Source organism: Kiritimatiellales bacterium (genome assembly GCA_041656295.1).
In the GTDB taxonomy this organism is placed as follows: domain Bacteria; phylum Verrucomicrobiota; class Kiritimatiellia; order Kiritimatiellales; family Tichowtungiaceae; genus Tichowtungia.
In genome coordinates, this window is the sequence record JBBADV010000002.1 from 26,871 (window position 1) to 40,028 (window position 13,158).

The 13,158-nt window shown below is 43.1% G+C and carries 12 protein-coding genes; 9 read left to right on the forward strand and 3 right to left on the reverse strand.

From position 1 onward, the window contains the following. Nucleotides 1-28 precede the first annotated feature (28 nt). Both WC959_01435 and WC959_01440 read left to right on the forward strand, forming a co-directional pair. Nucleotides 29-646 (forward strand): hypothetical protein, encoded by a 618-nt coding sequence (locus WC959_01435; protein MFA5687805.1) that lies wholly within the window; start codon nt 29-31, stop codon nt 644-646. Between the two features lie 66 nt (nt 647-712). Continuing rightward, complete coding sequence (locus tag WC959_01440; protein ID MFA5687806.1) at nt 713-1,537, forward strand: PD-(D/E)XK nuclease family protein; 825 nt, start codon at nt 713-715, stop codon at nt 1,535-1,537. A 42-nt stretch (nt 1,538-1,579) separates the two neighbouring features. On the opposite strand, the gene WC959_01445 is transcribed toward WC959_01440, so the two are convergent. After that, nucleotides 1,580-1,984, reverse strand: coding sequence for a hypothetical protein (locus WC959_01445; GenBank protein ID MFA5687807.1), 405 nt, complete (start codon nt 1,982-1,984; stop codon nt 1,580-1,582). 11 nt (nt 1,985-1,995) lie between these two features. Continuing rightward, nucleotides 1,996-3,294 (reverse strand): SIR2 family protein, encoded by a 1,299-nt coding sequence (locus WC959_01450; protein MFA5687808.1) that lies wholly within the window; start codon nt 3,292-3,294, stop codon nt 1,996-1,998. 101 nt (nt 3,295-3,395) lie between these two features. Between WC959_01450 and WC959_01455 the strand changes: the two genes are divergently transcribed. The 7 genes from WC959_01455 (at nt 3,396) to WC959_01485 (ending at nt 12,120) form a co-directional block, all read left to right on the forward strand. Then, nucleotides 3,396-4,202, forward strand: coding sequence for a DUF4942 domain-containing protein (locus WC959_01455; protein MFA5687809.1), 807 nt, complete (start codon nt 3,396-3,398; stop codon nt 4,200-4,202). Between the two features lie 86 nt (nt 4,203-4,288). Then, nucleotides 4,289-4,618, forward strand: coding sequence for a JAB domain-containing protein (locus WC959_01460; protein MFA5687810.1), 330 nt, complete (start codon nt 4,289-4,291; stop codon nt 4,616-4,618). A 124-nt stretch (nt 4,619-4,742) separates the two neighbouring features. Continuing rightward, nucleotides 4,743-5,315 carry a hypothetical protein gene (locus WC959_01465; protein MFA5687811.1) on the forward strand — a complete coding sequence of 191 codons (573 nt, stop codon included), beginning with the start codon at nt 4,743-4,745 and terminating at the stop codon, nt 5,313-5,315. Between the two features lie 7 nt (nt 5,316-5,322). Next, entirely contained in the window at nt 5,323-5,574 is a 252-nt protein-coding gene (locus WC959_01470) for a hypothetical protein (GenBank protein ID MFA5687812.1), read from the forward strand. Nucleotides 5,575-5,649: 75 nt separating this feature from the next. After that, on the forward strand, nt 5,650-6,450 hold the full coding sequence (locus WC959_01475) for an ArdC-like ssDNA-binding domain-containing protein (protein ID MFA5687813.1): 801 nt from the start codon (nt 5,650-5,652) through the stop codon (nt 6,448-6,450). An 85-nt stretch (nt 6,451-6,535) separates the two neighbouring features. Further along, complete coding sequence (locus tag WC959_01480) at nt 6,536-11,653, forward strand: ATP-binding protein (protein ID MFA5687814.1); 5,118 nt, start codon at nt 6,536-6,538, stop codon at nt 11,651-11,653. 35 nt (nt 11,654-11,688) lie between these two features. Next, the gene (locus tag WC959_01485; GenBank protein MFA5687815.1) at nt 11,689-12,120 is read left to right on the forward strand and encodes a hypothetical protein; all 432 of its coding nucleotides are present in this window, start codon (nt 11,689-11,691) and stop codon (nt 12,118-12,120) included. A gap of 221 nt (nt 12,121-12,341) precedes the next feature. On the opposite strand, the gene WC959_01490 is transcribed toward WC959_01485, so the two are convergent. Continuing rightward, the gene (locus WC959_01490) at nt 12,342-13,151 is read right to left on the reverse strand and encodes a hypothetical protein (protein ID MFA5687816.1); all 810 of its coding nucleotides are present in this window, start codon (nt 13,149-13,151) and stop codon (nt 12,342-12,344) included. Nucleotides 13,152-13,158 lie beyond the last annotated feature (7 nt).

A 13,158-nucleotide genomic window follows, 5' to 3' on the forward strand; every position in this document is an offset into this window, starting at 1 on the left:
TATTTCCAGAAACTATAAGGAGAAAAATATGCCAAATCATGTACAAACAGTAATCAGGTCGGACGACGAGGGTGCTATGAAAGCCTTTCGCAAACTCATGGTTGATGATGACGGAGACGTTGATTTCAACCGGGTCATTCCAATGCCTCAGGAACTTTATGATATCTATGCCGGCTCATGTGTTATTGACGGAGTCAGATACAGCCGATGGCGAGAAATTGATGACCAGCGTGTTCCCGTCTCAGTAGAGGAGCTTTTGGATCTCACGGATAAATACGGAGTAACATTCTCGAACGACTGGGGAAATGAACACTGGAACACGAAGTGGAATGCGTATGACTGCTATGCCGATGACTATGTTGCTGAATTTAGCACAGCCTGGGCGCATCCCGATCCGGTCATTGTGGAAATGAGCCGGAAACTCCCGATGTACAAATTCCATGTCCGTTATGCCGATGAAAACATCGGTTGCAATACGGGTGATTACATCATTCTGAACGGTGAGATTATCTTTGGGTTTGCGTGTTTGCCGGAAGAATCTCCGGCGGCATGGGAAACCGCCTTGGATATCTGGGGCTGTCAGGAATATTACGTTCGTCAACCGGACGGAACATATCAGGTTAAGGATACCTCTCTGGCCGCATAGCCCGTTCAAAACTTATCTCACCCGGAGTGAATCAACGCTCCGGGTTTTTCATTTACAGGAGAAATTATGAATCTACGCGAATTAAGAAAACGTCCGCATTTATCCAACTCGCAAATCAACCAGCTGCTGAATGTCTGCTCGCTTCAATATTACTTTGAGCGCGTTGCGCGGATACCCAGAGCATTTAACAGTGCTTCATTGGTTTTTGGAGATTGCGTACACCGGACATTGAAAACTGTTTTTCTGGGACTGAAGGCCGGAAGGATACCCAGCATCGAACGCTATGAACGGATGTTCTCAAGACTGTGGGAGCTGACAAACCGGGATAAAGAAATCAAGTTTCCGGAAACGGAAGATATCCAGTCACTGGATGTCAAAGGCCGGAATATGGTACGTTGCTTTTTGGAGCACATTGATCCGGCAGACAAGGTACAGGCTGTCAGCGAGCCGTTTTGCGTGCCGGTACATGCTCCGGATGGCTCTTACATTGAACTTCCGCTGATCGGCGAGTTTGATGCTGTCATTAAGCGTAACGGCCAGCCGGTGATCGTGGATTGGAAGACTGCTGCGCGGAAGTGGAGCAAAGGCGATGCGGATAAGAAGTTTCAGGCGAGCGTTTACAGTTATGCCTGGCATCAACTCTATAGTGTTCGTCCGGAGATCCGTTTCGATGTCGTTACCAAAACCAAGGTTCCCGGCTATGAGCAGCATCCGACCTACCGGACAGAAGATGATGAACGCCGGATGGCGCTGCTGATTGCCAGAGCCCAGCAGATGATCCGGCATCAGGTGTATTATCCGGCAGAAACCGGATTCTACTGCAAAGACTGTCCGTATGCCAGCGACTGCAAGGCCTGGCACCAACAACCGGCATTGGCTAAGGCGGCTTAATCACATGGGCGCTCCATTGCGGAGCGCTCCTTTTCTTTGTCATTAACAATCATGTATTCTACTCTGCAAATATTCATCGTATTTTTCTTTTGCCTCTTCTGCCATAGCAAAAGTGCCTGGGAAAAACTTCGTTTTTAATGGAGGCCAATCATAACCATATTTTTCGAGCTCCTCGCCGATAACAGCTGATATGCCTTGTCCCAAGTTAAATTCAGACATAGGTAAAAAACAGCCAACGGGCTTCACTGTTACATGTCCTTGCAATTCCATACCAATGCATGCCATTCCCCAAAGATACTCGAATCGGTGAAAACAATTTTTATAAGCACCATCCCCTGGCAAGTAATCTTTTAAAAAAGGTTTCATATATTCAAATATATGCCAACTGGTTGCCGTATACGTTTTGCCAAACATTATAATAGCTTCGGTTTTGTCTATTACTTGCATGGGAGTTGCTTCTAAAAAAACGGATACGTTCCAGAGGTATCACGTATCTCTAGAGAATCAAAAATAGTTTTGAGTAAGGAATAATTTCCATCTGCGATGGCAGATAATGATGCTCCATAAAAAAGCAATAATGCCGGATATTTTTGTAAGTTAGAATATACACGAGACCGATAAGGATCTGCTAAACTTATAAGCTGTTGTATTGCTCGAATAAAATGCTTGATGCGCTCGTCTTTACACCAGAAAAACCCTTCAATAATTAAAGACAGCAATAAATCACATTCCTTTTCATACATTTGAATCCGTTGTTTAATGGTTGTCAGATTACTATTGCTGATATTTGCGTAAACACGCTCAGTTTCTTTATAAAGCAATTCTTTTAACGCAATTTCAGAGGAAGGATTCATGAGGTAACGTTTTATTTGAGCAATTGCGATGTTCTTAGATATAGGATGCCGTGCGTTTGAGTCGGAGAGCGCTTGAACTTTATCCCGAACCGATTCAAAAAAGATATCAGCATCTTGTATGCGGATGATTTTTGCATCCCGACACGTTGCCAGTTTACTGGCAGTATCTGTCAACGCACCTCTAGCAGTCCAAAATGCTGAGAATCGCCGATTCGAGCATCGTTCAATTGCAGCACGCAAAGCATGATCCCAATCCCCAGACCATCCGCAAACAATCAGCCCATATTCATCAAGAATCCGATCAAGCCACTTATTGGTTTCTGAATCATATTCAGATAACTCGGTGTCAGTGTTTTTCATCCAAGAATTCAGATAATCACCATGCAATTTGATAACAGTTACATCTGAATGTACTAAGGGGACTGCCCCTGCTAGTTGATCTGGCGAACTCAATACTGTGGGAGTGATTCCTACTTTTGCTAATGCTGATTCTATCAATCGATCGAAATTTGTTGTGATGATTACCTTAATGAATCCATCTTTCACAAGCTGGGCAATCGCATCATGTGCTTTAGTAGGAAGTTTTAATCCCTGTTCATGTTCCTCATCGGTAGGTTCAAAGTGTTTCTTTAAAAAGTTCCGACGTTCCTCAGGTGTCCCATTCAAATGTTCAATGATATTACTATAGGTTGCGGATTGGCCATATTTTTCCAGAAACCACTTTTCTGGATCTGAAGGAGCCTCTTCTCCTTCTAGCCCCGCAACCTTTTTAATCAAATCCGGCATGATTTCATACCCTGTCGGGATACCTGCGGCCCGGGATACGCCAGAGCCGAGCAAAAAAGCATAGACGCCTTTATTTTCATAAAGGGAGAAAGCCAGCGTTGTCATCGGATCAATCATACGAACCATCCTTTCCTAACATCATTTTCCCCACGAGGGTTTAGTTATCAAATCACCGCCATTAAACAAACCATCCGCATTAAATACAACAAGGAGATATTATGAATACAATAGCACTTATTGAGCGGCACACCGTCCATGAAATGGTGGTCGCCTACCACGAAGCAGCAAAGGAGATTAAACAGGCATACAAACTGCAGGGAGCGGCAAGAAACCGGCTGTCCAGTGCTTTCGGTGCCAGCTATTATTTCCATGTATTTTCAGATAAATCAAACCGCTACACCGTTGACGAATTGGTAGCTGATGTTCTGTCCAACATCAAAAAAGGAGCATGGCGTGTCGTCGTCGGACGCCTTGGTATCCGGAATCTGATGTGTACCAAACAGTCCAAAGAACTCGATGAGCAGCTGGAAAGCGGAAAAGGTCTGCCGGATATTACCGATGAAGCCATCTTTGGATTTCTTGAGCAACTGCACTCGCAGATTGGGCAGTTAGCAAAAGATTCCATCATGGAGTGTTTTGATATGCTGCGTCCTCGCCGGATTACTCACAAAACCAACGAGAAGAATGCCAGGTGGGAACTCGGCCCGAAAATCATTCTGAAATACTGGGTGGAACCCAATTGGTCGAAAGGATTTCAAATCCGGCATCACTATTGCCAATGCGCTCGCGTTCTATGCAATGCGTTTTCACTGTTGGACAGTAAAGGCGTGGTTAAATCCTACGGCGGAGATCTGACGGATGCCGTTAGTACAACACGCCAGATCGGAGTCAACAGCGGTGAAACAGAATATTTCAAATTCAAGTGTTACAAGAACGGCAATCTTCATCTGGAATTCAAACGGATGGATCTGGTTGCCAAACTCAACGAGATCGGCGGAGCCGGAATGCTGAAAACCGGCAGTTGAGTTTTTGGAATGCATTCCAAAGTTTTTTCAAAGCGGAAGTCCACACCGGGCTTCCGTTTTTTCATTTTAAATCAGGGAGGAACCCATTGTTTATCGAACTAAAAACAGAATTGATGGCGAAAGAAGAGCCGGGCGGTGAAGAAATTGCCGACCCCGAAGCGGTGGAGCCAGTGGTTGCAGATATGCGCCTTTTGGCACAGGAGGCTTTTGTTGTACTGACTCTCAACGTCAAACATCAGCTTATCCGTCGTCATCTGGTCACGCTCGGAATTCTGGATAAGGTGCAGATCCATGCCCGGGAGGTTTTCCGCCCAGCCATTCTGGATAATGCACACCATATCATTCTGGTGCATAACCATCCATCCGGAGATCCGGAGCGCCATCATCAACAGACCGAAAGGCCACGCTGGAATTAATGAACGCCGGCAGGCACCTCGGTATTCCGGTCATAGATCATTTGATCGTCGGCAACGGCCCGCTTTATTCCATGCGGCGGGCGGGACTCATTCATTTTGAACCAACAACAGAAAGGAGCACATTATGTTCGGAAGAAATATAATCGAACTGTCCAGTAAAACACACAAACAGGATTTTCAACGCTTACGGGCGGTGGTGTCCTGCGTATCCACTGACATAAAACGCATGGAACTCAACTGCGTTCATGTCACCAAAGAAGAAAACGGTATTTTGGTTACAGCAGTTGACGGGGTGCGATTGCGATCCGACCGGTTCCTGCTGAAAACCTCACCGGGAGCGTACGGTGTTAAAATTAATAACACCCAGCGTATCGTACTGGTGAAGCTCAGCGGTAAAGTAAAGTGTCCGGAGTGGCGCAGAGTTGTTCCGTCCACGGAGAAAGCGGATGCATATGCCATCGAAGGTATAGGCAAGCATTCTGCAGTGTGGGCGTCTGCTGCGCTGGGGTACATGCTGAATCCGGCGATGGTCGCACTCACCGACGAGGAAAAAGCAACGTTGCTCGTCCCGCGTGACAAATCCAGCCGTTCTCCGGTGGTTTTGAAGAATGAGAAAACGCTTTATCTTCAAATGCCGGTGCGGGTGAATGAAAAATGGATACAGACCGTCGAGCAGATCAAATCCAAAGCGGCATAGGTGTGTTATGAAAACAACCGTTATACCGCCGGAGCTGATGGAGCTGTATGAACGCATGCGGAAGATCATTGATTTTAAAACACAACGAATCATTGGCTTATCCCGCATGCTTCAAACGCTGAAATACTGTGTCGAAGACACCATCCCGATCAGTCCGGAAGCATTGTCCGTATGGGCAAAGCTGATCGACGATGCAACCTGCGACATCATTGCAGAACTGGATGCGTTTACCGCACTGGAATCCGCACAAGAAGAATAACCGTAACAATAACTGAACCCCGCTGCCCGCCCTCAACCGGCGGGCTTTTTTTATTAACTGCAACAGGAAAAAACTATGACAACGAAAAGTTCAGACATTAACCGAATCATTACCGATCGTTTTATTGAACGGATTAAAACCACCGGCATTCTGCCGTGGAAACAGCCGTGGACATCACCGGCGCTGGCGCCTAAGAATCTCATTTCTGGCAAAATGTATCAGGGCATTAATCTGTTCCTGCTTCACATGCTGGGATTTGCCTCGCCGTACTGGCTGACGTTTAAACAGATCTCAGATCTTGGCGGCACCATTCGTAAAGGCGAGAAAGCGGCCATTGTTGTATTTCGCCGGCAGGTGAAAAAGCCGCTGGAAGAATCCGAAGTTGATGATCCCGGTGTAACACCCCGTCAGGTGCACAGCTATTCGATGCTCAGATACTATTATGTGTTTAACACCGAACAGTGCGACGGGCTGCCCAAAGAGAAACTGCCGGATTATACCAAGATTCCTTCACCGGAACTGAAATCGGATGAAGCTCTGCGGCTGATGAAGGAAATGCCCAACCCGCCGCACATCCAGCACAATGCTCGGTATGCGGCGTATAACCGGGTCACTGATGTGATTCGTATGCCACCGCGAGTGTTTTTCCACAATGAGCACGGTTATTGGGAAGCGCTCTTTCACGAACTGATACATGCCACCGGCCATGAGCGGCGTTTAAATCGTAAAGAAATCAGCGCTCCGTCATGCAGTCAATCCGATGAAGCCAAAGAAGAACTGATAGCCGAAATGGGTGCAGCGTTTTTGTGTGCACACTACGGTAGCCTCTTTTTTAGGTTACAGAGTTGTGATGATTTTAGTGTCATTATTGACTGATTTTTAAGAATCTTTATATTCTAAAGTTAAAAATCAATTGAAAGACATAAAAATATAACAAAAAAATCTTTGAAAATTTATGAATATGAGTACAAAAAAACAGAGTAATCCTTTCTCCGCTGGCGGAGGGGGATCTAATTTTGAAATGAATATTCAATCGGCATTTGCGGTACTCATGCTCGGTCAAGTTTCAGTACCATGTCTTCCTCCGTGGCCAATAAAAAAAATCAAGTTACAAGGCAAATATGCAGGCTATGAAACCGACGATTGTATTGTTTTCGTTAATGATTCTAAAACAGGGTCTGAAGCCAAATTGTTTACTCAAATTAAACATACAGTCACAATCACAGAAACAGACGAGATTTTCGGTGAAGTGATCCAGGCAGCTTGGAATGATTTCACAAATAATAAAATTTTTGACCCGACAATAGATTCAATTGCTCTGATCACGGGTCCCATGAGCGCTACTGACATCGTGAATGTCAGGCCTTTATTAGAATGGGCTCGACATAGTGAAGATGCCCAAGATTACCTCAAAAAAGTACACTCTTTAGGGTTTAGCAGTGAAATAAAAAAACGAAAACTTGCAGCGATTCGGACACAACTAAAAAATGCAAATGAAGGAAATGAAATAGACGACGATACGTTTTGGCAGTTCATAAAGTGTTTCCATTTGTTGTCTTATGATTTAGATGTCGATTCTGGGAATACCTATCCTCTTTTACTTGCGATATTACGTCATTTTGCAGGCAATACACCAGAAAACTCATGGGCTAGACTAAAAAGTGTGGTGCAATCTGCGAATCAAAATGCGGGGACATTACTTCCATCCGATTTGCTTTCCGAATTAGAAATTCAATCACAGTTAAACATTAATGAACATTGGCATCAGGATCACAAAAAATTACAAGAACACGGAGAATATATTCTTGATGGAATAAAATCTGATATTGGTGGGTTAACTCTTCCGCGCAATGATTTTATCTGTCATCTACACGCTATTTGCGAAGAAACAAGTTTTGTATTAATTCAGGGTGAGAGAGGATGCGGGAAATCCAGTTTGATCCGCCAATTTATCAATACTTTAGACAAATCTACATCGGTTTATTGTTTAAGGGCAGAAGACTTCGATAAGCCTCATCTGGATGCTGTGTTTACAAGCATTGGCCTCCATGGTTCTCTTGGTACTCTTGAAGAAAATTTAGCATTAATACCACGTCGGTTTTTAGTAATCGAATCATTAGAAAAGAAGCTACTAGAACTTACCCATACCGGAGCGTTTATTGACCTGTTTACATTTTTGAAGAAACGGCCAGAATGGACGGTAATTGCCTCTGGAAGAGACTATGCACATTCTCAAATAGTATCTAATTTTCTTACCCCTCACGATATTCGTTATCGATCATTAACCCTAACGGGATTTACAAAAGAAGAGGTTAGTTATTTTTGCGATCAGCTTATCCCCATGCAACAATTCAAGACAAACGAGCAATTGAAATTATTATTCCAAAACCCATTTATGGCGCGTCTTGCTTACCAAGCATCTTCTAGTGGAACTCGGTTATCATCAACAGAAGGAGAACACGTTTTTCGGGTAGCCATATGGAATGATGTTATCTCTAAAGAATCCTGTAGAGTAAATGGACTCCCTATTAAACGAAAAAACACCTTTGTCGATATATCAGTCCGCCGTGCAAAAAATATGGTTTTTGGGATTCCGCAAGATGGCCTTGATCCAGAAGCTTTGTTAGCTCTTGAGGGGGATCAGTTAGTCCGAAGAGACGTCCATAATGGATTAGTTAGTCCAACTCATGACGTACTGGAGGATTGGGCATTAGAAAGGTTTATTGATGAAGCATACACTGCCGGCGGTAATGACATAAAAAATTTTATAAGCGCGGTTGGAACAGAACCCGCAATGAATCGCGCTTTTAGATTATGGCTAACGAATAAACTCAAAACGGACCCCCACATTTGGAATTTTCTCTCTGATTTATTCAAAGATAATACAGAGGAAGAAATATGGAGAGACGAAGCGATTACAGCCATTTTATTGGACGAAAATCTGTCGGATACTTTGGAAAAACTCAAAGATTCCTTGTTTGAAAATAATGGGCAACTTCTAAAACGGTTTTGCTTTCTTTTGCGAATTGTTTCAAAAGAACCATCTCAGTTAATAACTCAAGAAATATCAAAGGAGAATAACACCACAATTCCGCAGTTCTTGATACCTACCGGAACTGGATGGAATATCATTATTCAATTTTTATATAAAAACAAAGATTCCATCAATGAAACATATTACAAGGATATCGTAGCAGTTTTAAGCGAATATGCGCAAACGATTACTATTACTTCACCTGCTTCTGACATAGTCCGGGCTACCGGCTTGTTGGGAATTCATATGCTTCAGTTTTTCAGATCCGATTATCGCAATCATAACAGACTTAAAAAATTACTCACCGTGATCATAAAGACTACTGTAGCGATTGGTCCTGAAATTAAAAAGCTGCTTCGTGGCGTCCTTGATATTGAAGATAGATACAACCGCCCTGATTATGCCGATCTGCTGCTAGATCTAGCGTTAACTGATCCCATCACCGCAATCTTGTGTAAATATCAACCGGAATTAATCATTGATGTAGCATGGAGAATTTGGATGATTGATCGGTGTCCATGGCCACCTTCTGAGAGGTTCTATGGAGAATATTTCCGCCGGGATGTTGGAGATTGCTTCGCAATAAATGATCATCACTCTGGAACAAAATTTTTTCCAGCCAGCGGATCTAAGGGGCCATTTTTTCCATTGCTTCGATTCCATCCTGAGATCGGATTAGATTTTATTTTAAGGATATGTAATTTCGCAACGGAATCGTATATTATATCAGGGCTTGATGGCCCCAGTGAATTTGATGGAATGTCCCCTGACAATGATTCTTTTAAATCAGCGGACGAAATTGTAATTGAAATCAACCTTCCAAATGGACAAACGCGCCTTCAGTATTGTACCCAAAGATTATGGTCTGCTTATAGAAGCGCTACCGTTACCCCGTGCCTTTTACAAACCGCATTGATGGCGCTCGAAAACTGGTTGATAGAAACAGTGGATCGCTCTGAAGATAAACTCTATTTGGAAGCATTGTTTTTAATTATTCTGAGCGAAAGTAATTCTGTGTTAACTACTGCGGTTCTAGCATCAGTTGCTACAGGCTTTCCAGATAAATTAGGGAGAGCATCTCTTCCACTTTTAAGTGTTCCAAAATTTTATGAAAAAGATTTGATTCGTGCAGCTATTCAAGAAAGCCGAGAACGAGGAATAAATCTATTTGGAGGATTATTTAATCCCGACCCGTATGCTGACTTTTATGCAGAAGAACGAAAAACTGCAGCAGCGCGAACATGGCGAAACGAAAGCTTGGAAACATTAGTTTTTAAGCTTCAATTCGGAGATATCCGCGATGAAGTTTTTAATATCCTTGATCAATTGAAAGATGTTGTGGGTGATAATGAGCGCTGGAAATTTCGTTTCCATCGCATTGATTCTCGATGTATGAACCCTGTTGCTGATAAGGAGAAAAAGCAGATTTTTTTTGTTCCCAAAAATATGGACTCAGATCTCAAGGAAAAACAAAGCAAAACATTTGCGAATATGGCTCAATTAAATCGATTTGTGGCTTTAACTTTATGGGCGGATGCCGCGTTTAAAAATGAAGTGTACGAAAACAGTTCATATGGGGATTGGACAGAAGCTTTGTCGGAAGCAAAAGAGCTGTGGAATCTAATTGCCGACGGGAAGGTGCGCGAAGTTGAATTAATGCAAGCTGGAAGTATTTGTAGAGCTGCAGTGATATTCCTTCGCGATCATGGTTCAAAATTAAAAGAAGATGATGTTGAATGGGCAATTGAAAGGGTATGCACGGCTATTTTGCCGGAAACTCGCGACAATGATTATTCCATAGATGCTATGGATGTTACAGATCATTCCGGTGCTGCCGCCGTTGCGTCAATACTTCCTATTCTTTTTGATTTTTTTGAAACGGAAGATGACCGAAATTCTCTAAAGATGCTGATTGTAACTGCGTTGACTCATGTAAACAAAAATGTTCGTGAATCCGCAGCAAAAGGAATTCGTGAGTATCTTTGGTCTCGCGATTCTGAATTCGCTAAAATTTGTTTCTATGGCACTATAGCATATGCAAAAGCGATGATTGATGCACGGGAGAACAAAAGAAAATCATCAGAAGGAGATCGAATTTTTGAAGAAAATGATCCTGATTGGATTGTTACATTCTGTGAAAAAATGATATCCGGTAATGTCGATGTGCCTGAATTATCGTTTACTTTTAACACACACTGCGGTTGGAATATGCTCGTTCCTTGTCTTATTGTTCCCAATGGGACCACCGATCACGTTCAGATAAATTTTCTTTCCAGAATGCTAGAGCTTTGCGCTGAAATAGAAGCTAAGGAAATGCAGTATAGTGGTAACAAAATTGATGAAAAAATATTTATGAAGCTTCCTCGCCACCTAGCAGAGATTGTGTTCTTCTCCCCTGATGAGGAAAAGAAGACGTTCCTCAATCAACTAAACGATATTTGTCAAAAAGCACCCAATATCGTCCATTCATTTTTGATTAATTATCTATGTATAGCTGATCTTCATAACCAAGTTGATTCGTATTGGGATATATGGCGTACTTTTTCCTCAGAATTAGGAAAAATTTGTATAGGGCATAAACCGGCTAAATTTCTTCCTTATCGTGAACAGGACGTGAACACGCTGATTAGTGGATATTTATTTTATGATTTTGGGTGGTCAAGAGTCCGTCCGGATGACCATGTAATTAATCTTGGAAAAGACGATATTTCAAGTTTCTGTGCAGAACATGGAGCAAACCCTTTGGTGTTCGAGGCATATTGTCGTTTCTTATACGACTTCCCAGATTTATTTGTTCCGAACGGATTGTTGACATTATCTATGTTGCAGCTAAAGGTCGGTGGATCAAAGCTGATGTCGGGAACAAATACAGTGTTTTATCTCAAAGTCATCTTACAAAGATATCTGTTGGAAACCGGCGAAGCATCCATTCCGGAAAAATTGCACTCTGCATGCAAGGTGTTATTAGATGCTTTAGTCGAACAAGCATCCTCAAACGCTTATTTCCTGCGCGAACGACTTATTCGTTCTATAAGACGATCCTAGATTAAGCGATCTTTTCTAAAAACCTAGGACAAGAAATGAAAGTAAAAGTAAAATTTCGATATTTTTTCTCTGATGATGGGTTCGAATACACTGGAATTTACGCATTGATCAATTGGCCACAATTGGAACTGTATTGCAGCAGGGAACAATTTGCTGGTATTCCCAATCATATCGAACTTTTTGGATATTTACAGCAATGGTTTTCTGATGATCGTTTTTGCCCTGCATTTATTGGGTGGGATGACAAAAAACGAAGTTTATATTTCATAAATGGTCGTCATCGAGTAGCGTTAATCAGTAAATATCAGCATACTGTTCCGGTAATTTTATGCGGTCAATCCATTCTATACCCTGAAATTCACCGTGCGATAGTAAAAATTTTAAACCCAGATGATATAATTGATCTCCCCGATTTACCGTTCGTTCTCCCTCAAAACATGCACCCATCCAAGGGAGAATTCATCTGAGGATCAACATGCCGTTCGTCGAATGCGGAACTTGCGGCGGGCGACTACTTCTTCTCTACCAGCGTCAGTTTCCTATCGGGCTTGAACCGGGTTTTTCACCATTAGCTAAGCACCATGAAGTATTCGATGTCGTCATCTCGGCTGTTCCTGACTTATTATTTTCGTTCTCGGTGAAGCTAAAGTGTTAAAAAACCGAAAACAGTCACACCGAAAACAGATCGTCATGCGTGAATATCGCCGCCGCGTTCTTTGTTGCAGGTTTTACAGACACAGTAGCCAGCGCTACGATGAGTCATAAAAATGTTCTTTGGTTGAATGATTTGTTTGCAGAACTTGCAGGGGAGTGGCTCCTCCAAAACAGTGAATGATGGCTGCGACGGGGGCGTAGATGCCGGTCGGGGTCGGTTATACAATGGCTGTACATTGCGGGATCGGAAAAAGCGGGTCTGTTTTTCTTCATGTTTTTCTCGCAAAGCCTGTTCGGTCTCGGCGATTTTCGGATGGTTTTTCCAACGGAGGAGGTTTTCCTGATGCAATACCGGTTCAAGAGTCTGGTGTGGGCGGCTTTCATACGGATTAGAAAACCGGGTCAAATCCAAGGTCAGGCAACCAGCGCAGTTGTCCTGCCGGCCTTTTTTGTCAAAAACTGGTTTCAACACCCAACTTCGCTCGCCGAGGTAACAGTGAAGCTCAGGTGCTTTGACGTCGCCGACCTGTTCCACACGATCAAACCGAACTGTCTCGCCGGGCAGAACAATCTCTTCCTCATTCAGGTAGCGGGCAATTACCGGAGGAATCTCCAGTTCCCCTGAGCGCAAATAATCAGTCACCATCCTCAGTAGAGCGGCTCTATAAGAAAATGCGCACTCTGAAGCATCCTGATGGGCAAAGTAATGTTCGTTCTTCTCACCTTGACAGGCTCGAAATGGCTTGTGACACAGAGGGCAGACACACTCACACGCAAGGCCGCGTTTGACATCATCAACGAAAGCAATATCATTCGTCTTGTTGATACCGTATGGGTTTTTCATATACTAC

What these genes read in the sequence shown, in the direction of transcription:
- WC959_01435 (MFA5687805.1), top strand. Translation starts at nt 29, where the DNA reads ATGCCAAATCATGTACAAACAGTAATCAGGTCGGACGACGAGGGTGCT.
- WC959_01440 (MFA5687806.1), top strand. Translation starts at nt 713, where the DNA reads ATGAATCTACGCGAATTAAGAAAACGTCCGCATTTATCCAACTCGCAA.
- WC959_01445 (MFA5687807.1), bottom strand. Translation starts at nt 1,984, where the DNA reads ATGCAAGTAATAGACAAAACCGAAGCTATTATAATGTTTGGCAAAACG.
- WC959_01450 (MFA5687808.1), bottom strand. Translation starts at nt 3,294, where the DNA reads ATGATTGATCCGATGACAACGCTGGCTTTCTCCCTTTATGAAAATAAA.
- WC959_01455 (MFA5687809.1), top strand. Translation starts at nt 3,396, where the DNA reads ATGAATACAATAGCACTTATTGAGCGGCACACCGTCCATGAAATGGTG.
- WC959_01465 (MFA5687811.1), top strand. Translation starts at nt 4,743, where the DNA reads ATGTTCGGAAGAAATATAATCGAACTGTCCAGTAAAACACACAAACAG.
- WC959_01470 (MFA5687812.1), top strand. Translation starts at nt 5,323, where the DNA reads ATGAAAACAACCGTTATACCGCCGGAGCTGATGGAGCTGTATGAACGC.
- WC959_01475 (MFA5687813.1), top strand. Translation starts at nt 5,650, where the DNA reads ATGACAACGAAAAGTTCAGACATTAACCGAATCATTACCGATCGTTTT.
- WC959_01480 (MFA5687814.1), top strand. Translation starts at nt 6,536, where the DNA reads ATGAGTACAAAAAAACAGAGTAATCCTTTCTCCGCTGGCGGAGGGGGA.
- WC959_01485 (MFA5687815.1), top strand. Translation starts at nt 11,689, where the DNA reads ATGAAAGTAAAAGTAAAATTTCGATATTTTTTCTCTGATGATGGGTTC.
- WC959_01490 (MFA5687816.1), bottom strand. Translation starts at nt 13,151, where the DNA reads ATGAAAAACCCATACGGTATCAACAAGACGAATGATATTGCTTTCGTT.